Origin of the sequence: Nocardioides sp. NPDC101246 (assembly GCF_044767415.1) — a bacterium.
Lineage (GTDB): Bacteria > Actinomycetota > Actinomycetes > Propionibacteriales > Nocardioidaceae > Nocardioides.
In genome coordinates, this window is the sequence record NZ_JBIWNX010000021.1 from 62,395 (window position 1) to 81,082 (window position 18,688).

Here is an 18,688-nt window from a genome sequence, read left to right on the forward strand (position 1 = left end):
GGAGGGATGCGACTCGCATCGTTCAACGTCGAGAACCTCTTCGCCCGGCCGAAGGCGATGGACACCGACGAGGCTGACGCCACGACGCGGCGAGCGGTCCTGACCGCTCACTCCCGCGTCTCCACGCTGCTCGCCCAGCCCAGCTATCAGGGCGACGAGCAGGAGATCCTGGACAACCTCGAGAAGCTCGGCCTCCTGAAGAGCGACGAGGGCGAGTTCGCGCGGCTGCGGAAGATGCGCGGCGCGCTGCTCAAACGCCCGCGCTCGGGACCGGTCCAGCTGGTCGCGCAGGGGCGCAACGACTGGGTCGGGTTCGTCGAGCTCAAGACGGCCGCCGTCGACGAGGTCGCCACGGAGAACACCGCACGCGTCTTCGCCGAGCTGCGGGCCGAGGTCGCGGTGGTCGTCGAGGCCGACGACCGGCCGGGGCTGCACATGTTCTCCCAGACGCTGCTGCCGGAGGTCGGCGCCGAGGCGTACGAGCAGGTGATGGTCGTAGAGGGCAACGACGAGCGCGGCATCGACGTGGGCGTGATGGTCGGTGACGGCTATCGCCTGGTGCAGATGCGCACCCACATCTTCGACCGCGACGAGGAGGGCGTGATCTTCTCCCGCGACTGCTGCGAGTATCACCTCGAGGCTCCCAGCGGCGCGCGGATCGTGGTGCTCGCCAACCACTTCAAGTCCAAGGGCTACTCGGAGAAGGGCGATCCGCTGGGCGCCAAGCGGCGCGGCCGGCAGGCCGCGCGGGTCGCGGAGATCTACCGTGGGCTGCTCGAGGAGGGGATCGAGCACGTCTGCGTCGCCGGCGACCTCAACGACTCCCCCGGCGGTGGGTCGCTGGAGCCCCTGCTGTCGGGCTCCGGGCTCGCGGACGCCAGCGAGCACGCGAACTGGGACTGGAACCACCGCCGCGGAACGTACGGTTCCGGCAACGAGGACGACAAGATCGACTACCTGCTCCTCTCCCCCGCGCTGCGCGCCAAGCAGACCGGCGGCGGTGTCTTCCGCAAGGGCGTGTGGCACGGGCCGCGGACCAAGGACCCCTGGGACCTGTTCCCGACCCTGACCGCGGAGCAGCACGCTGCTTCCGACCATGCCTGTCTCTACGCCGACTTCACCGACCTGTGATCTGAAAGCCGCCCGTACGCTGCTGGGATCTGCGTGAAATAGGGGCCATGTGCCTCGGAGACGGACAGCAGGTCGGGACTCTTCGGTCGATGAGCGGGCCGCTCACGCGACGTACGGCGCTGGGAGCGGCGGGAGCGGGGCTCCTGCTGGCGTCGATGTCCTCGTCGTTCACGGGTGCGGCGGCCTCGGTGACCGCCCGGGCCGGCGTCGGGGCGAGCCGGACGTCGCGGCTCTCGTCCGGGACCACGCTGGTCCATGCGGACCTGCACAACCACACGCTGATGTCAGACGGCGACGGCGACCCGGACCTCGCCTTCGACTCGATGCGGAGCGCCGGGCTGGACCTCGCGGCGCTCACCGACCATGCCACGGTCTCCGACCACATCCTCGGCAATGCGCTCGCGGGGCTGCTGCCGGCGGCGTACAAGCAGATCGGCGGCATCACCCGCTCGGACTGGGCGCGGACACGGGAACTGGCCGACGCGGCCAATGCCGACGGCACCTTCACCGCGATCCGTGGCTTCGAGTGGTCGGAGCCGTTGTTGGGTCATATCAACGTGTGGGGAAGCGAGCACTTCACCGACATCGTCGACGTCGGCGCGATGCGGCCGTTCTTCGACTGGCTGATGCGCTCCCCCTCGACGCCGATCATCGACGGCGGGGCTGACGGGATCGCCGGGTTCAACCATCCCGGGCGCGAGCCGTTCCGGTTCCAGGAGTTCCGCTACGACGCGCGGGCGCGCGAGCGGATGGTGTCGCTGGAGATGTTCAACCGCGGCGACGACTATCTCTTCGAGGGCTTCGCCGACGGCAGGACCTCTCCCCTGTGCCAGTGCCTCAACGCCGGCTGGCGCACCGGGATCAGCGGGGTCACCGACGAGCACGGCACCGACTGGGGCCCACCCGGAGGGCAAGGGGCGCACCGGGTTGTGGGTCGCCTCCCACGACCGCGGCGGCGTCTTCGAGGCGATGCGCGCGCGGCGGTTCTTCGCCACGCGCACCTCAGGACTCCGGGTCGACGCGGTGGCCACGCTGGACGGCGTGGAGCACCGGATGGGCTCGGTGGTCCCCGGCCGTGGCGGCGACATGCGGTTCACCCTCGACCTGGCCCGCGACGAGGAGTGGGTCGGCCGGGAGCTGCATCTGCAGGTGCTCCGTCCGGGGCCGTCGGTGCCCGTCGTGGCCGACGTCGTGGCGTTCCGCGTCGGCGACCCGATCTCGGTCACCGTGCCGGTCTCGGTCGACGACGGCGACTGGGTGCTGCTGCGGGTGAGCGACCCGACGCAGGCCAACGCGACTCCGGGCCCGGAGGGCCATCCGTGCAACGACCTGGGCATCGCCTACACGAGCCCGTGGTGGCTGCAGCCCTGAAGTTTCCTGAGAAGGTGGCTCGCAGGCTGAAGATGCGCTGAAGGCGGGCGTCCGGGCGATGGTTGCGGGCCGCGGCTGTGGCACGCTGGCGAGGTGAACGAGGTGTGGTACGTCGTCGGGCTGGTCGCGGTCTCCGTGGCCGTGCTGGCGCTCGGGGTGTGGTTCGTGCGGCGTGAGATCAGGGACGAGGTCTCTCCCCCGCCGGTGCTGTGGGCCGGCTACGCGGTCGTGGCGGCGTTCGTCGTCTTCGGCGTCCTGCGCACCTCCTGGGTGGTGCTCTCATGAGGACTCGCGCTGATCTGTTGGGCTGGATCGGCCTCGCCGGCCGTCTCTACCTCGGTTTCGTGTTCCTCGCCGCCGGGCTCGCCAAGCTGCCCGAGCCGGCGATCACCGAGCAGGCGGTGCGCGGCTACCAGCTGCTACCGTGGCAGTTGGCCCCTGCGTACGCGATCGCCATGCCGATCGCCGAGATCGTGCTCGGCGCACTGCTGATCCTCGGGCTGTTCACCCGGACCGCGGCGGTGGCGACGGCGCTCGGGCTGTGCTCGTTCCTCGTCGGGATCACCTCGGCCTGGGCGCGCGGGCTCAACATCGACTGCGGCTGCTTCGGTGGCGGCGGCGCCTCGGCCGACCCCGCCTACCTCGCCGACACCTTCCGCGACCTGGGCTGGCTCGCGATCGCGGTCTACCTGATCGTCGTACGCCGCACCAAGCTCGCTCTCGACAACATGCTGTTCCGACGGGCGGCTCCGTCGGAGGACTACAGCGAGAGCTCGAAGAAGACCGAGTTGGGGTCGAGCACGTAGCTGCCGAAGGGCGGGCGCTCGGTGAAGCCGTTGCCCGCGTAGAGGCGCCGGGCGGGAGCGTGGAAGTCCTCGCTCCCGGTCTCGAGGAGGATCCGGCGGCCGCCCGCGGACCGCGCCTGCTCGATGAGGTGCTGGAGCAGCGCGGTCGCGATGCCGCGGCCGCGGGCATGCGTCGAGGTGCGCATCGACTTCAGCTCGACGTCGCCCTCGGCCAATGACTTGAGCGCGCCGCAGCCGACGAGCTCGGTCCCCTCCCAGGCCGACCAGAACGCGATCTCGGGCACCTTCAGCGCCGCGAGGTCGAGTGCGTGCACCGACTCGGCCGGGCTCACCGCGTACATGTCCTCGAGGTGCTCCTCCAGGAGCCGGATCACCTCCGGCCGGGTCAGGTCGTCGAGCTCGAAACGCACGGAGAGCACAGGCACGACTGGAGGCTAGCCGAGCCCCGCCCTTGTCGTGGCGGTTGGGTGCGTCGGGGCTGGTGCAGTATCGCGGGGAACGACCAAGGTGTGCGATAGTGCGCGGCTCCGATGCTGGCTGCGGGTGCCGACGGCATCGCAGCGCGGGGTCCGTCGAGGGATCGTTCGGACCGCTCCCCTAGCATCTGGGCATGCCTTCTCGTGCGCTCCCGGCCGTAGCCGCCGCTGCCCTGCTCCTGACGCTGTCCGCCTGTGGTTCCGACGACGGCGGCTCCGGCGCCGCCGAGGAGAGCAAGGGCCCGAAGTCGAGCGAGTCCAGCGACTGGAAGTCGATCGTGAAGCCCGGCACGACGAGCTGCGACTACACCGAGGACCCGATGGGCGCCTCCAAGGAGGTCGACCAGCCGGAGAAGACCGCGCAGTACACCGGCAAGGTCGCCGCCACCATCAACACCTCCGTCGGCCCGCTCGCGATCACGCTCGACGCGGACAAGGCGCCGTGCACGGTCAACTCGTTCCTCTCGCTGGCCTCGCAGGACTACTACGACGGCACCAGCTGCCACCGCCTCGGCGCCAACCCCGGTTTCGAGCTGCTGCAGTGCGGCGACCCGACCGGCGAGGGCACCGGCGGCCCGGGCTACACGATCCCCGACGAGTTCGAGGACAGCGACACCTTCCCCGCCGGCACCCTCGCGATGGCCAACACCGGCCAGCCGAACTCCGGCGGCAGCCAGTTCTTCATGGTCTTCGGCGACACCCAGCTCCCGCCCGCCTACACCGTCTTCGGCACCCTCGACGAGGCCGCCATCAAGACCCTCCAGGAGGTCGGCGAGGCCGGCGTGGCCGAGGCCGGCCCCGACGGCACCGGCGCCCCCAAGACGCCCGTCGAGTTCGAGAACATCACCGTCGGCTGACCCACCCCTGCCGAGGCGTCACTGGCGTCGGTCGAGTTGGCACGTACGTGACATCTCGGCCGACGTACGTGACGCCTCGGCAGGGTCAGGGGCGGCGGCGGGGCGGGTCGCGGCGGAGGACCTTGGGGAGATAGGCCGCGCCGGTGCTCTGGGCAGCGGCGGCGTCACCCGGGTTGGAGATGCCGCAGCGCTGCAGCGAGAGGCAGCCACAGCCGATGCAGGAGTCGAGGTTGTCGCGGAGGCGCTCGAGGGCGTGGATCTGCTCCTCGAGGCGGCGGCGCCAGTGCTTCGACATCCGGGCCCAGTCGGCCTTGGTGGGGGTCCGGTCCCCCGGCAGGCAGTCGAGCTCGGCCTTGATCTCGTCCAGCGACAGCCCGACGTTGGCGGCCGCCCTGATGAAGGCGAGGCGGCGCAGGACGCTGCGCTCGAACGTACGCTGTCCCCCGGCCGAGCGCTGAGCCTGGATCAGGCCCTGGGTCTCGTAGTAGCGCACCGCGGAGGCCGCATAGCCACTGCGCCGGGTCACCTCGCCCATCGTGAGCAGGTCATGGGTGTTCATCTCACTCTTTTCTGTCACAGCCCTTGATCTCAAGTTCACTTTAGGTTGAATCCTAGGGGGCATGAACAGATCAGACAACGAAGTAGCCGTCATCACCGGCGGATCCGCGGGGCTGGGGCTCGCCCTCGCGACCTCCCTCATCGACAAGGGTTGGAGCGTCGTCACCGACGCCCGCGACGCCGACCGTCTCCATGCCGCGCTACCGGGCAGCGCTCGGGTGACGACGCTGAGCGGCGACGTACGCGACCTCGACCATCAGGACGCGATCGCCGCCGCCGTCGCCCGGCACGGACGCCTCGACCTGCTCGTGCACAACGCCAGCGAGCTCGGCCCCATGCTTCCCCTGGCCGAGGTCCCCGAGAGCCTCTTCTCGCGCGTGCTCGAGACGAACCTGCTCGCCCCGCTCACCCTGACCCAGCGACTCCTCCCCTACCTGATCGCCTCGCGCGGGACCCTCGTCGGCATCTCGAGCGACGCGGCGATCGAGCACTACCCGACCTGGGGAACGTACGCAGCGAGCAAGGCCGCGCTCGACCACCTGATCCTCACCCTCGGTGAGGAGAACGGCATCCGCGCGTACGCCGTCGACCCCGGCGACATGCGCACCGCCATGCACCAGGACGCCTTCCCCGGCGAGGACATCTCCGACCGACCGCTGCCGGAATCGGTCGTTCCGCACCTGCTCGCGCTGCTCGCAGGCGACGAGCCCACCGGGCGCTACCGCGCCGCCGACCTCTCACCGATCGGAGCAACCCGATGACGATGCTCGCCGAACGACCGACCACCAGCTTCCCCGCCCCCGACGACACCACGGCCCCCGCGCCCGCGGAGTGGCGCGGCATAGAACGTGACGGGGTGCGCCTGCTCGTGGCGACCCCTGGCGGCGTACGACATGCCCTGTTCCGCACTCTTGCCGACCACCTCTCCCCCGGCGACCTGGTCGTGGTCAACGACTCGGTGACCGAGGCTCGCCAGCTCGACGCCGACATGGTCGGGCGCGGCCGGGTCGTGCTCCACCTCGCCCAACGCCTCGACACCGGCTGGGCCGTGGAGATCCGCTCGGCCCCGGACGCCTCGCGGTCCGTGCTCGACGCCACCGCGGGCGACGTGGTCGTGACCGCGGGCCTGCGAGTCACCCTGCGGGAGCCCTATCCCGACGGTCGCGCCTCCTCCCCCACCGGCGAGGGCAACCGGCTGTGGCGCGCCCAGGTCACCGGCGACGTGACCGCCGAGCTCGAACATGCCGGCCGCCCGATCGCGTACGGCTATCTCGACCGGCGCTACCCGCTCTCCGCCTACCAGACCGTCTTCGGGCACCGCCCCGGGAGCGCCGAGATGCCGTCGGCGGCGCGCCCGTTCACCCACCCGCTGGTCACCGAGCTGGTCACCCGCGGGATCCAGATCGCGCCCATCACGCTCCACACCGGCGTCTCCTCACAGGAGGCCGGCGAGGCCCCCGGCGCGGAGTGGTTCGAGGTCTCCGAGACCACGGCACGGCTGGTGGAGCAGACCAGGTACGCCGGTGGCCGCGTCGTCGCGGCCGGCACCACCGTCACCCGAGCCCTCGAGTCGGCGGTCATCCCCGCGACGGGCGCGGTCAGGGCGGCGAGCGGCTGGACCGACCGGGTCATCACACCGGCCAACCCGCCGTACGTCGTCAACGGGCTCATCACCGGCTGGCACGACCCGCAAGCCAGCCATCTGCTGCTGGTCGAGGCGGTCGCCGGTCCCGAGCTCACCCAGGCGGCCTACGACGCCGCCGCCGCTGACGGCTACCTGTGGCACGAGTTCGGCGACTCCGCCCTCCTGCTCCCCTGACTCGCCCGCCCGCCGAGTCCTCGCTTATGGAGGTCGAATCGGTAGTTGTGGACGACGAATCCCTACTTTCGTCGTCCACAACTGCAGTTTCGGCCGCCACAACTGCAGTCTCGGCTGGGGTCAGGACAGGGCGCCCTCGCCGTAGCTCACCGGGGTGGCGACGGCGACGGTGCGGCCGACGGTGCACAGCCGGGTCTCGGACTTCTTGATCGCGTCCGGGAGGACCTTGCGGGCAGCGTCGCCGGCCTCGCCCTCGGGGAAGGTGATGTCGAAGGTGACCGAGAGGTCGACGAGGCGGTTGCCCTGCTCGTCGCGGATCTTGGTGCCCGCGGCGAGGGCCTCGAAGGTCTCCATCGGGGACCGCTTGGCGGTGATGAAGTCGACGTCCAGGGCGCTGCAGCCGGCCAGGGCGGCGAGGAGCAGCTCGACCGGGGTGAAGTCGGGGTCGTCGCCGTGGCCGATCACCACGGAACCGCCGCGCGCGTTGGTCGCACGGAAGCGGTGCTCGCCGATCTTCTCCAGAGAAACCGAGCGCTGGTCTGCCGCATCAGAAGTCATGGGGTAAGACTGCCATCCGCCCGTTAGCCTGTGCGACGTGAGCACCCAGAGTCTGCCCCTGCGCCGAGACGAGGCCGCCGCGCGCGCCAGCCTGCTGAACATCGAGGACTACGACGTACGCCTCGATCTCGGCTCGAGCGAGGAGACGTTCGGGTCCGTGACGACGATCCGGTTCACATCCAGGGGCGGACCGACGTTCCTCGACCTGAAGCCGGTCTCGGTCGAGCGGATCAGCCTCAACGGGGCTCCGATCGACCCGGCCATGCTCGCCAAGGGGCGTCTCCCGATCAGCACGCAGGAGGGCCCGAACGAGCTCGTCGTCGAGGCCACCATGCCGTTCCGCAACGACGGCGAGGGGCTCCACCGCAGCGTCGACCCGGCCGACGGACGGGCCTACGTCTACGGGATGTGCTTCATGGACGCCGCCCCGACGATCTTCGCCTGCTTCGACCAGCCCGACCTGAAAGCGCCCTACACCTTCCACGTGACCGCGCCGCTGGACTGGACGGTGATCGGCAACGCGCCGGGCACCCAGACCGAGCCCGGGGTCTGGGAGTTCGAGCGGAGCCAGCCGCTCTCGACGTACTTCGTCACTCTCGTCGCCGGACCGTGGCACATGATCCACGACGAGCACGACGGGATCCCGCTGTCGCTGAGCTCGCGGCAGAGCATCGCCGCCGACCTCGACAAGGACACTGAGGAGCTCTTCACGATCACCAAGCAGTGCTTCGACGAGTTCCACCGGCTCTTCGGGATCCGCTACCCGTTCGGCAACTACCACCAGGCGTTCGTGCCGGAGTTCAACGCCGGCGCGATGGAGAACCCGGGCTGCGTGACCTTCCGCGACCCCCTCGTCTTCACCTCGCGGGTGACCCGTGGCATGCGGATCCAGCGCGCCACCACGGTCGCCCACGAGATGGCCCACCAGTGGTTCGGCGACCTGGTCACGCCGCAGTGGTGGGACGACCTGTGGCTCAACGAGTCGTTCGCCGAATACATGGGCAACCGGGTGACCGCCGACGTCACCGAGTACGCCGACGCCTGGGCCGACATGTCCTACGCCCGTCGTCAGTGGGGTCTGACCGCCGACCAGCGCGGCTCGACGCACTCGGTCGCCGGAAACGGCGCCGAGGACGCCGTCTCGGCGCTGCAGAACTTCGACGGGATCTCCTACTCCAAGGGCTCCGCGATCCTGCGCCAGCTCGCCGCGTCCCTGGGCGACGACGTCTTCTTCGCGGGCGCGATCGACCACTTCACCCGGCACCGGTTCGGCAACGCGACGATGCACGACTTGTTCGGCTCCTGGGCCGCCGCCGCGGCTGAGGCCGGCGTGGAGTTCGACCTGGACACCTTCACGTCCCAGTGGCTGCTCAAGGCCGGCCCGGACACGCTCTCGTGGGACCCGGGCAAGATGGTCGTCAACCGCACTGCCCCGTCGCGGCACCCCGCCGAGCGCTCCCACACCTTCCGGGCAGCCATCCTCAACGGCACGCAGTGGACCACCCAGGACATCACCGTGAACGGCGACAAGACGCCGCTCCAGGTCGCCGCCAACGCGGTCATCCTCGACCCCTACGACGACACCTGGGCCTCCGCCATCCCCGACTGGGAGACCGTGCAGGCGCTCAAGGCGGCATTGCCGGACGTGACCGACGGAGGCCTGCGCGCCGGAGTGTGGAACAACCTGCGCAGCGCCTGGTTCAACGCCGCGGTCGACCCGGCCGACGTCGTCGACATCGCCGAGGCCTCGCTGCCGGTCGAGGACGTCGAGGACAGCCCACGGCGCACCATGCCCTGGCTCTTCGGCGCGGTGGTGCCGCTCGCCCCCGCCGGGGCGCGCGAGCGGCTCCACGAGGCGGCTCTACGCAAGCTCGACCAGGTCGCTCCCGGCTCGGAGCTCCAGCTCTCGGCCTACCGCACCGCGATCCGCTCGGCCACCTCCGAGTCCCTGCTGCGGGAATGGCTGGCCACTCCCCCGGCCGGGATCGAGACCGACCTCGACCTGCGTTGGCGCATCCTGGCCAAGCTCGCCGAGAACGGGTTCGCGGACCGTTCGGAGCTGCAGGCGGCGTACGACGCGGAGCCGGCCAACGAGGCCCGCATCCACCTCAACGGCGCGCTGGTCAGCATTCCCGACGCGGAGGCGAAGGCGTACGGCTGGTCGGTGTTCACCGGCGAGACCGACCTGCCCAACTACGACATCCTGGCCGCCGGGCGGGCGTTCTGGACCGGTCCGGCCGAGCTGACCGCGGGCTACGTCGAGCGCTACTTCGCCGAGCTTCCCGCCACCGCCGAGAAGCGGTCCGGCTGGAGCCTGGCCGAGGCCGCCGAGGCGTTCTTCCCGAGCGGCTCGGTGACCGAGGGGACGCTCGCTGCCGCGCGGACGGTCATCGAGCTCGACCTGGACCCAGGCGTACGCCGTCGGGTCTCGGACGCTGCCGACAACCTGCAGCGGCAGCTGGCGATCAAGGTGACCTATCCCGCGTAGCCGACGCTCCGGCGGTGAGTCGGGGGCAAGACTGTCCGTGCTCACCGATAGTTTTCGTTTCATGCGGATCCTGCACACCTCCGACTGGCACCTGGGCCGGTCCTTCCACCGGGAGGGCATGCTCGGGCACCAGGCGGCGTACGTCGACCATCTCCTCTCCGTGGTGGAGCAGGGATCGGTCGACGTGGTGTGCGTATCCGGCGACGTCTACGACCGCGCGCTTCCGCAGGTCGACGCGGTGCGGCTGGCCTCGGAGGCGCTCTCCCGGCTCGCGGCCTCGCGGGCGAAGGTCGTCATCACCAGCGGCAACCACGACTCCGCGCAGCGGCTGGGCTTCGGGTCCGACCTGATCGACGCCGCCGGCATCTTCATCCGCACCGACCTGGCCGGCGTCGGCCGCCCGGTGATGCTCCCCGACGAGCACGGCGAGGTGGCCTTCTACGGTCTCCCCTACCTCGATCCCGACGCCGCCAGGGCGTCGTGGGGGTTGGAGTCGCGCTCCCACCAGGCGGCGCTGGGTGAGGCGATGCGACGCGTCCGAGCAGACCTCGACGATCGGGGTGGCCGCAGCGTGGTGATGGCCCACGCCTTCGTCACCGGTGCCGAGCCCTCCGACTCCGAGCGCGACATCTCCGTCGGCGGCGTCTCGATGGTCCCCGCCAGCCTCTTCGAGGACATCTCCTACGCCGCTCTCGGCCACCTCCACGGCCGCCACACGATCACCGACACGGTGCGCTACAGCGGCTCCCCGCTGGCCTACTCCTTCTCCGAGGCCAACCACCTCAAGGGCTCCTGGCTCATCGACCTCGACGAGTCCGGCTTCGTGGCGAGCGAGTTCGTCGAAGCCCCGGTCCCGCGCAAGCTCGCCCGGCTGCGCGGCACCCTCGAGGAGCTGCTGAGCGACCCGCGCCACGAGGTGCACGAGACCTCCTGGCTGCAGATCACCCTGACCGACCGGATCCGCCCCGCGCAGGCGATGGAGCGCCTGCGCCGTCGCTTCCCGCACACGCTCGTCCTGGGGTTCGAGTCGACCGCGCCCGTCCTGGGTGCCCTGTCCCAGCCCGACCCGTCCCGGCCGCGACGTGACATCGACCTGGTCACCGAGTTCGTCGCCGAGCTTCGCGGCGAGCCCGCGGCCAAGGCCGAGCTGGCGCTGCTGCAGACCGCCGTGGACGCCTGCTGTGAGGACCCCGAGGTCGACTCGCTCGACTCGCGCTCCGGCGGCGCCGAGGAAGAGGAGTGGCTCGAGGTGCTCTTCTGATGCGCCTTCACCACCTGGAGGTCGCCGCGTTCGGCCCGTTCACGGGCACGGTGAGCGTCGACTTCGACCAGCTCTCCGAGGCGGGGCTCTTCCTGCTCTCCGGTGCCACCGGAGCCGGGAAGACGAGCGTCCTGGACGCGGTCTGCTTCGCGCTCTACGGCGACGTCCCCGGAGACCGTTCGGTCGCGAAGCGGTTGCGCAGCGACCGGGCCCCGGCCGAGGTCGCGACCCGGGTCGTCCTGGAGGCGACGCTGGCCCAGCGACGCTTCCGGATCACCCGCTCCCCCTCCTGGGAGCGGCCCAAGCGGCGCGGCTCCGGCACCACGACCCAGCAGGCCTCGGTCGTGCTCATGGAGCAGGTCGGCGAGGAGTGGCGCACCCTCACCACCCGCCTCGACGAGGCCGGCCACCTGGTCTCGGACCTACTCGGCATGACGTTGACCCAGTTCGTGCAGGTCGCGATGCTCCCTCAGGGCCGCTTCCAGGCGTTCCTCCGCTCCAGCGCCGAGGAGCGCAAGCGGCTGCTCGAGCGGCTCTTCCGCACCGAGCGCTTCGCCGATGTCGAGCGCTGGCTGCGTGAGCGTCGCGTCGAGCTCCGGCGGCGTTCGGAGGAGCTCAACGCCGGTGTCGCGGAGGTGGTCAGCCGGATCAGCGAGACCGCGGCCGTCACGCTCCCCGACGACTGGGACGTCCACGACCTCGGCCTCCCCGCCGGCGACGGCGCGATCGCCACCTGGGCCCGCGCTCTGGCCGAGGAGGCCACCGAGTCCCAGGCCGTCACCTCCGGCGCCGCGATGGAGGCCCTGGCCGCCGAGTCGGAGACCCTGGCCGCTCTCGACGCCGCCCGCGCGATGGCCGAGAAGCAGCGCGGTCTCCGGGCCGCTGCCGCCGCCGAGAGCCGTCTGGTCGCAGCGGCCGAGGAGCAGGAGGAACGCGTACGCCGCGTCGAGTCCGCCCAGCGGGCCGAGGCCGTGGCCGGGGTCAGCGAGCTCACCGACCAGGCACGGCGCGAGCACGCCAGAGCCGCCTCGCTCGCCCCGAGCGACCTGACCGTCACCGATGCCAAGGCGGCTGTGGACCGGATCTCGGCCCGGCTCGCGCAGGCCCGCGCCCTGGTGCCGGTCCAGCGGCGTCTGAGCGAGGTCACCCGCGAGCTCGCGGCCACCGGCACCCGACGCGAGCGCCTCCTCACCCAGACCCGCGAACAGGCCCGGCTCGCCGAGGAGCTGCCGCAACAGGCCGAGGCCCTCGCAGCGGACCTCGCGGCGGCCACCGAGGCCGTCGCGGCGATCCCGGTGCTGCGCGCCCAGGTCGCCGCGGTCACCGAGGTCCGCCGGCTGACCCAGGCGCTCCACGACGCCCGAGCCAGGCACGAGTCGGCCCGGACGGCCGCCATGGAGGCGCGCACCCGCTATCTCGACGTACGCCAGGCCCGGCTGGACGGCATCGCCGCCGAGCTCGCCGGAGCGCTCGCCGTCGGCGCGGACTGCCCGGTGTGCGGGTCCCACGAGCACCCTCACAAGGCCTCCCCCGCCGACGGCGCCCCCGACGCCGCGGCCGAGAAGGCGGCCCAGGCGACCTACGACAACGCCAGCGCCGAGGAGCACGCCCGCGACCAGCACGTGCGCGACCTCACCACCCGTCTGCAGCTCGCCCAGGAGGCTGCCGGGGAGACCGAGGAGCCGGGTGCGTCGATGGCCGAGCGTCTGGCCGTCCTGGAGCGCACGGCCGCCCGCGAGCCGAGCCTGCGCGCCGAGCTCGCCGCCGCCGAAGAGACCCGGGCCCGCTCGGCCACGCTCCGGGCCGAGCTGGAGACCCGCACCGCCGAGCTCGAGACCGCGCTGCGCCACCTCACCGAGGAGCGCGAGCGTCTCGAGGAGCAGCTGACCGACGTCCGCGGCGACCACCCGGATCTCGACACCCTGCTCACCACGCTCGAGCGCGACCACCGCGCGGCGACCACGAGCCTCGAGCGGCTCGAAGCGGCCACCCGCGCCGCCGAAGCGCTCGCCGGGGCCGAGCGCACCCTCACCGCCACCGCCGTCCGGGCAGGCTTCGACACCCCCCACAGCGCCCTCGCCGCCGCGCTGGCGCCGGAGCGGGTCGCGGCGCTGAACAGCCAGATCAAGACGTACGCCGACAGCCTGGCGGCCGCCCGCGCGACGCTCGACTCCCCCGGCGCCGCCGAGGTCCTGGCCACCGACGAGCCGGACCTGCCGACGCTTGCCACCGCCCACCGCAAGGCCGCCGATGCCGCTGACGCCGCCCGCTCGGCGGCCGACACCGCCGCCAACCGGGCCGCTCGCCTCGACTCCCTGCAACGCGACCTCACGAGCGCGCTCTCGGCCTGGGCTCCCGTACGCGACGACCTCGAGGTCGCCGCCCGGATCGCCTCCTTCGCCGAGGGCAAGAGCAGCGACAACCAGCTCCAGATGAGCCTGTCGGCCTACGTCGTCGCCTACCGCCTCACCCAGGTCGTCGCCGCGGCCAACGAGCGGCTGGCGAAGATGAGCGACCAGCGCTACGCCCTGGAGCACTCCGCGGCCAAGGGCGCCGGCGACCGCCGCGGTGGCCTCGCGCTGTTGGTGCGCGACGACTGGTCCGGCGAGTCGCGGGATCCGGCCACCCTGTCGGGCGGCGAGACCTTCGTCGTCTCCCTCGCGCTGGCGCTCGGCCTGGCCGACGTGATCATGAACGAAGCCGGCGGCCAGATGCTCGACACGCTCTTCGTCGACGAGGGCTTCGGCTCCCTGGACGCCGACACCCTCGATGACGTACTCGACGTCCTCGACACGCTCCGCGAGGGTGGCCGCATCATCGGCGTGGTCAGCCACGTCACCGAGATGCGCGAACGCATCCCCACCCAGCTCGCGGTCACCAAGGGTCGCGGCGGGTCGACCTTGCAGGTCTGCGACGGCTGACCACCGCTAGGTTTATCCCGGACGGGCCATGCGACCGGAAGATCTCAGGTGTATCCCCGGATCGACGGGCAAAACTTTGCCTGACGCTCGACAGGTATTACTTCCAACCCATTTCCAGCGAGTGATCTGCGTCTCTAATCTGAGGCGGCTCCGCACCGCGGAAGCCCGTCCCAGATTCGACCGGAGGTTTCCGTGCCCCGTCTCACCGCTCGCGTCGCGAAGGTTGCCGCAACGCTTCTCCTACCCGCCTCCCTGCTCTCGGCCACCTCGCTGATGGCCTCACCAGCGCACGCCGACGGCCCCGGCAGCGGTACGCCGTGGATGGTCACCGTCGGTGACAGCTACGTCTCGGGCGAGGCCGGCCGCTGGGCCGGCAACAGCAACAGCAGCGAGTCGCTCGTCGATGCCGGCGGCAGCGCGACGTACTTCGACAACGCCACCCACACCGCCGAGACGATCAACCGGTGCCACCGCAGCACCGCCGCCGAGGCCTACCTCGACGGAGGCGTGAGCGGGGTCAACCTGGCCTGTTCAGGCTCGATGGTCACCACGACCACCAGCAGCGACGGTTACTTCAAGCCCGGCGTCGACTTCTACTCCAGCGGCGGCAACCAGGGCCAGGCGCTCATGCTGCAGAGCTTCGCAACGACCCACAACGTCAAGGCCGTCACGATCGGCATCGGCGGCAACGACTTCAACTTCGCCGCCATCGTCACCCAGTGCGTACAGAACTTCCTGACCTCCTCGTCGTGGTTCAAGGACTACTGCAAGGACGACTCGGTGGTCACCAGCGCGATGGCTGCCGGCAACGTCGCCGCGGTCCGCGCGCGGATCGCGACCGCCTTCCAGAACGTACGCACGGCCATGCGCAACGCGGGCTACGCCGACAACGCCTGGACCCTCATCGTCCAGAACGTGCCCTCACCGCTGGCGACCTCCTCGGTCTACCGCTACAGCGAGTCGGGCTACACGCGGCAGAGCACCGGCGGCTGCGGCTTCTGGAACGCCGATGCCGACTACGCGTACAACACGATCCTGCCGACCATCAACAACGCGATCTCCGGTGCGGCGGCCGACTCCGGGCTGACCAACATCAAGACGCTGAACGTCTCCGGCGCGTTCGCCGGACGCCGGCTGTGCGAGAGCACCGTGGGCCTGGTCGAGGCGCAGGGCCTGTCCAGCTGGCGCGCCACCGGCGCGGTCGACAAGACCGAGTGGGTCAACCAGATCCGCACCGTCTCCACGGCGAGCGGCAGCTACTACATCCAGGAGAGCCTGCACCCGAACTACTGGGGCCAGCTCGCCCTGCGCAACTGCCTGCGTCAGGCCTACAACGCCGGCGCGCCGCGATCCGGCACCTGCTCCCACGGCACCGGCCTCAACGCCAACGGCGAGCCCGTCATGACCCTGAGCTGACCACGCCAAAGCCGCCGAGTCGGCTCGTCCTGACGTAAAACCACGCCGAGTCGGCGCGTTATAACGCGCCGACTCGGCGGGTGTTTCGGTCAGGACGAGCCGACTCGGCGTGATGTCACTCGGCGAAGGACTCCACCGGCGGGCAGGAGCAGATCAGGTTGCGGTCGCCGTAGGTGTTGTCGATGCGGGCCACCGGCGGCCAGTACTTGTCGGGGTCGATGCCACGCGGGAAGACGGCCTCCTCGCGGGAGTAGGCGCGGTCCCAGTCGCCGACGAGGGCGCGGGAGGTGTGCGGGGCACCGCGGAGGACCGAGGTCTCGGCGGTCCACTCGCCCGAGGCGACCCGGTCGACCTCGCCCTTGATCGCGATCATCGCGTCGATGAACCGGTCCAGCTCGGCGAGGTCCTCGGACTCGGTGGGCTCGACCATGAGCGTGCCGGCGACCGGGAACGACATCGTCGGGGCGTGGAAGCCGTAGTCGATGAGCCGCTTGGCGACGTCGTCGACGGTGACCCCGGTCTCCTTCGTCATCGGCCGCAGGTCGAGGATGCACTCGTGCGCGACCAGGCCGGTCTCACCGCGATAGAGCACCGGGAAGTGCTCGTTGAGGCGTGAGGCCACGTAGTTGGCCGACAGCACCGCGGCCGAGGTGGCCCGGGTCAGACCCTCCGCGCCCATGAGCCGCACGTAGGCCCAGGAGATCGGCAGGATGCCGGCCGAGCCGTACGGAGCGGCCGAGATCGCACCGATGCCCGAGCGCTTCGAGGTGTCGGGGTGCAGGGAGTGCGAGGGCAGGTAGGGCGCCAGGTGGGAGCGGACCGCGACCGGGCCGACGCCCGGGCCACCACCGCCGTGCGGGATGCAGAAGGTCTTGTGGAGGTTGAGGTGGGAGACGTCGCCGCCGAACTCGCCGGGCTTGGCGTAGCCCAGGAGCGCGTTGAAGTTGGCGCCGTCGATGTAGACCTGACCGCCGGCCTCGTGCACCAGCGAGCAGACCTCGGTGATGCCCTCCTCGTAGACCCCGTGGGTCGAGGGGTAGGTCACCATGATCGCGGCGATCTTGTCACCGTGGTCATCCAGCTTCGCCCGCAGGTCGTCCAGGTCGACGGTGCCGTCCTCGGTCGACTTCACGACCTGGACCTTCATCCCCGCCATCGCAGCGGAGGCGGCGTTGGTGCCATGGGCCGAGGACGGCATCAGGCAGATGTCGCGGTGGCCCTCGCCCTGCGCGTCCAGGTAGCCGCGGATCGCCATCAGGCCTGCGAACTCGCCCTGCGAGCCGGCGTTCGGCTGGATGGAGACCTCGTCGTAGCCGGTGACCTCCGCCAGCCAGCCCTCCAGCTCCCCGACCAGACGCGTGTAGCCGGCGGCGTCCTCTGCGGGCACGAACGGGTGCAGGTCGGCGAAGCCGGGCAGCGAGATCGGCTCCATCTCGGTGGTCGCGTTGAGCTTCATGGTGCACGAGCCGAGCGGGATCATGCCCTTGTCGAGCGCGTAGTCGCGCGCGGCCAGCTTGTGCAGGTAGCGCAGCATCTGGGTCTCGCTGTGGTGCGCGTTGAAGACCTCGTGGGTGAGGTAGTCGGTGGTGCGGAGGAGACCGTCGGGCAGCGCGCTGGCCGTGGTGCGGTCGATCTCGTCCAGGTCCGCGCCCGAGACTCCGAAGGCGTTGAGCACGGCGGACAGGGTCGAGCGGGTGGTCGCCTCCGAGGTCGAGATGCCGACGGTGTCGGCGTCCACGAGACGAAGGTGTACGCCGAAACGACGCGCCGCGGTGACGACATCGGCCGCCCGCCCGGGGACGGTGACACCCAGCGTGTCGAAGAACGTCTCCGAGACCAGCAGGAGCCCGGCCGACTTCAGGGCGGCGGCCAGGACGGCGGCGTAGCGGTGCGCGCGGGTCGCGATCGACCTCAGCCCGGCGGGGCCGTGGTAGACGGCGTACATCGAAGCGCCGACGGCCAGCAGCACCTGTGCGGTGCAGATGTTGGAGGTCGCCTTCTCGCGGCGGATGTGCTGCTCGCGGGTCTGCAGAGCGAGGCGGTACGCGGGCCGCCCCTCGGCATCGACGGAGACGCCGACCAGGCGACCGGGCAGGTGCCGCTCGATCCCCTCGTGGACCGCCATGTAGCCGGCGTGCGGGCCGCCGTAGAAGAGCGGGATGCCGAAGCGCTGGGTCGAGCCGACGACGACGTCGGCGCCGAGGGTGCCGGGCGCCTCCAGGACGGTGAGCGCGAGCAGGTCGGCGGCGACGACGGCGAGCGCACCCCGCTCATGGGCGGCGTCGATGACCGGCTTGAGATCGGGGACCCGACCGGAGGCGCCGGGGTACTGCACCAGCACGCCGATCACGTCGCCCTCGGGCAGGCCCTGCGAGAGGTCGGCCACGACGACCTCGAGGCCCATCGCCTCGGCGCGCACCTTCACGACCTCGATCGACTGCGGCAGGGCGTCGGCGTCGATGACGAACGGACCCGAACCCTTCCGGTTCGCCCGGTGCACCAGCGCCAGCGCCTCGGCGGCCGCGGTGCCCTCGTCCAGGAGCGAGGAGTTGGCCACCGGCAGGCCGGTCAGGTCGCCGACCATGGTCTGGAAGTTGATGAGCGCCTCGAGGCGGCCCTGGGAGATCTCGGGCTGGTAGGGCGTGTAGGCGGTGTACCAGCTCGGGTCCTCGAGCACGTTGCGCCGGATGACCGGCGGCGTCACGGTGGCGTGGTAGCCGAGCCCGATCATCGCCTCGCCGGGCTTGTTGGAGGCTGCGATCTCTCGTGCCAGCGACGCGACCTGGGCCTCGCTCAGCGCGGCCGGCAGGTCCAGCGACTCGACCGAGCGGATCCCCGCCGGGACGGCTGCGTCCATCATCGCGGCTACCGAGTCGTATCCGAGCCGCGCGAGCATGGTCGCCTCGTCAGCGGCCGAGAGTCCGACGTGGCGCTCCACGAACGGGGAGGCGGCGTCGAGCTCGGACAGGGTGGGCGTGTCGGACACAGTGGCTCCTGAGGGCATCTAAGTAAGACAACTCGTACGC

The 18,688-nt window shown here is 71.0% G+C and carries 16 protein-coding genes; 11 read left to right on the forward strand and 5 right to left on the reverse strand.

What is annotated here, in order from left to right:
* Positions 1-6: 6 nt before the first annotated feature.
* Positions 7-1,131 (forward strand): endonuclease/exonuclease/phosphatase family protein, encoded by a 1,125-nt coding sequence (locus ACIRON_RS28325; RefSeq protein WP_402997996.1) that lies wholly within the window; start codon positions 7-9, stop codon positions 1,129-1,131.
* Positions 1,132-1,415: 284 nt separating this feature from the next.
* On the opposite strand, the gene ACIRON_RS28330 is transcribed toward ACIRON_RS28325, so the two are convergent.
* A complete protein-coding gene (locus tag ACIRON_RS28330; RefSeq protein ID WP_402997998.1) occupies positions 1,416-2,015 on the reverse strand; it encodes a hypothetical protein in 600 nt (199 codons plus the stop codon).
* 43 nt (positions 2,016-2,058) lie between these two features.
* Here ACIRON_RS28330 and ACIRON_RS28335 point away from each other — a divergent pair, with 43 nt between their 5' ends.
* The 3 genes from ACIRON_RS28335 (at position 2,059) to ACIRON_RS28345 (ending at position 3,308) form a co-directional block, all read left to right on the forward strand.
* Positions 2,059-2,502 (forward strand): hypothetical protein, encoded by a 444-nt coding sequence (locus tag ACIRON_RS28335; RefSeq protein ID WP_402998001.1) that lies wholly within the window; start codon positions 2,059-2,061, stop codon positions 2,500-2,502.
* Between the two features lie 93 nt (positions 2,503-2,595).
* The gene (locus tag ACIRON_RS28340; RefSeq protein ID WP_402998003.1) at positions 2,596-2,787 is read left to right on the forward strand and encodes a hypothetical protein; all 192 of its coding nucleotides are present in this window, start codon (positions 2,596-2,598) and stop codon (positions 2,785-2,787) included.
* Entirely contained in the window at positions 2,784-3,308 is a 525-nt protein-coding gene (locus ACIRON_RS28345) for a DoxX family protein (protein ID WP_402998006.1), read from the forward strand. The genes ACIRON_RS28340 and ACIRON_RS28345 overlap by 4 nt, the downstream gene beginning before the upstream one ends.
* Here ACIRON_RS28345 and ACIRON_RS28350 read toward each other — a convergent pair.
* A complete protein-coding gene (locus ACIRON_RS28350; RefSeq protein WP_402998009.1) occupies positions 3,263-3,733 on the reverse strand; it encodes a GNAT family N-acetyltransferase in 471 nt (156 codons plus the stop codon). The two genes, ACIRON_RS28345 and ACIRON_RS28350, sit on opposite strands and share 46 nt — an antisense overlap.
* 185 nt (positions 3,734-3,918) lie before the next feature.
* On the opposite strand from ACIRON_RS28350, the gene ACIRON_RS28355 reads away from it, so the two are divergent.
* Complete coding sequence (locus ACIRON_RS28355) at positions 3,919-4,641, forward strand: peptidylprolyl isomerase (RefSeq protein WP_402998011.1); 723 nt, start codon at positions 3,919-3,921, stop codon at positions 4,639-4,641.
* 85 nt (positions 4,642-4,726) lie between these two features.
* Here the strand turns inward: ACIRON_RS28355 and soxR are convergent, their stop codons facing one another.
* Positions 4,727-5,200 carry a redox-sensitive transcriptional activator SoxR gene (soxR, locus tag ACIRON_RS28360; protein ID WP_091042011.1) on the reverse strand — a complete coding sequence of 158 codons (474 nt, stop codon included), beginning with the start codon at positions 5,198-5,200 and terminating at the stop codon, positions 4,727-4,729.
* A 61-nt stretch (positions 5,201-5,261) separates the two neighbouring features.
* On the opposite strand from soxR, the gene ACIRON_RS28365 reads away from it, so the two are divergent.
* Positions 5,262-5,960 (forward strand): SDR family oxidoreductase, encoded by a 699-nt coding sequence (locus tag ACIRON_RS28365; RefSeq protein WP_402998014.1) that lies wholly within the window; start codon positions 5,262-5,264, stop codon positions 5,958-5,960.
* A complete protein-coding gene (locus tag ACIRON_RS28370) occupies positions 5,957-7,018 on the forward strand; it encodes an S-adenosylmethionine:tRNA ribosyltransferase-isomerase (protein WP_402998016.1) in 1,062 nt (353 codons plus the stop codon). The genes ACIRON_RS28365 and ACIRON_RS28370 overlap by 4 nt, the downstream gene beginning before the upstream one ends.
* A 120-nt stretch (positions 7,019-7,138) precedes the next feature.
* Here ACIRON_RS28370 and ACIRON_RS28375 read toward each other — a convergent pair whose 3' ends face one another.
* Positions 7,139-7,576 carry an OsmC family protein gene (locus tag ACIRON_RS28375; RefSeq protein WP_402998019.1) on the reverse strand — a complete coding sequence of 146 codons (438 nt, stop codon included), beginning with the start codon at positions 7,574-7,576 and terminating at the stop codon, positions 7,139-7,141.
* 37 nt (positions 7,577-7,613) lie between these two features.
* Between ACIRON_RS28375 and pepN the strand changes: the two genes are divergently transcribed.
* The 4 genes from pepN to ACIRON_RS28395 all read left to right on the forward strand — a co-directional run bounded on the left by pepN (position 7,614) and on the right by ACIRON_RS28395 (position 15,662).
* Entirely contained in the window at positions 7,614-10,064 is a 2,451-nt protein-coding gene (gene pepN, locus ACIRON_RS28380) for an aminopeptidase N (RefSeq protein WP_402998022.1), read from the forward strand.
* A 61-nt stretch (positions 10,065-10,125) separates the two neighbouring features.
* A complete protein-coding gene (locus ACIRON_RS28385) occupies positions 10,126-11,325 on the forward strand; it encodes an exonuclease SbcCD subunit D (protein WP_402998025.1) in 1,200 nt (399 codons plus the stop codon).
* Positions 11,325-14,246, forward strand: coding sequence for an AAA family ATPase (locus ACIRON_RS28390; protein WP_402998028.1), 2,922 nt, complete (start codon positions 11,325-11,327; stop codon positions 14,244-14,246). The genes ACIRON_RS28385 and ACIRON_RS28390 overlap by 1 nt, the downstream gene beginning before the upstream one ends.
* Positions 14,247-14,438: 192 nt before the next feature.
* The gene (locus ACIRON_RS28395; RefSeq protein WP_402998031.1) at positions 14,439-15,662 is read left to right on the forward strand and encodes a hypothetical protein; all 1,224 of its coding nucleotides are present in this window, start codon (positions 14,439-14,441) and stop codon (positions 15,660-15,662) included.
* Between the two features lie 115 nt (positions 15,663-15,777).
* Here ACIRON_RS28395 and gcvP read toward each other — a convergent pair whose 3' ends face one another.
* Positions 15,778-18,666, reverse strand: a complete 2,889-nt coding sequence (gene gcvP, locus ACIRON_RS28400; RefSeq protein ID WP_402998034.1) for an aminomethyl-transferring glycine dehydrogenase — start codon at positions 18,664-18,666, stop codon at positions 15,778-15,780.
* Positions 18,667-18,688 lie beyond the last annotated feature (22 nt).

Excerpts from the sequence above, each read along its gene's own strand:
- ACIRON_RS28390 (WP_402998028.1), top strand. The coding sequence starts at position 11,325 with ATGCGCCTTCACCACCTGGAGGTCGCCGCGTTCGGCCCGTTCACGGGC.
- ACIRON_RS28370 (WP_402998016.1), top strand. The coding sequence starts at position 5,957 with ATGACGATGCTCGCCGAACGACCGACCACCAGCTTCCCCGCCCCCGAC.
- ACIRON_RS28385 (WP_402998025.1), top strand. The coding sequence starts at position 10,126 with ATGCGGATCCTGCACACCTCCGACTGGCACCTGGGCCGGTCCTTCCAC.
- ACIRON_RS28365 (WP_402998014.1), top strand. The coding sequence starts at position 5,262 with ATGAACAGATCAGACAACGAAGTAGCCGTCATCACCGGCGGATCCGCG.
- ACIRON_RS28345 (WP_402998006.1), top strand. The coding sequence starts at position 2,784 with ATGAGGACTCGCGCTGATCTGTTGGGCTGGATCGGCCTCGCCGGCCGT.
- soxR (WP_091042011.1), bottom strand. The coding sequence starts at position 5,200 with ATGAACACCCATGACCTGCTCACGATGGGCGAGGTGACCCGGCGCAGT.
- ACIRON_RS28325 (WP_402997996.1), top strand. The coding sequence starts at position 7 with ATGCGACTCGCATCGTTCAACGTCGAGAACCTCTTCGCCCGGCCGAAG.
- ACIRON_RS28375 (WP_402998019.1), bottom strand. The coding sequence starts at position 7,576 with ATGACTTCTGATGCGGCAGACCAGCGCTCGGTTTCTCTGGAGAAGATC.
- gcvP (WP_402998034.1), bottom strand. The coding sequence starts at position 18,666 with ATGCCCTCAGGAGCCACTGTGTCCGACACGCCCACCCTGTCCGAGCTC.
- ACIRON_RS28355 (WP_402998011.1), top strand. The coding sequence starts at position 3,919 with ATGCCTTCTCGTGCGCTCCCGGCCGTAGCCGCCGCTGCCCTGCTCCTG.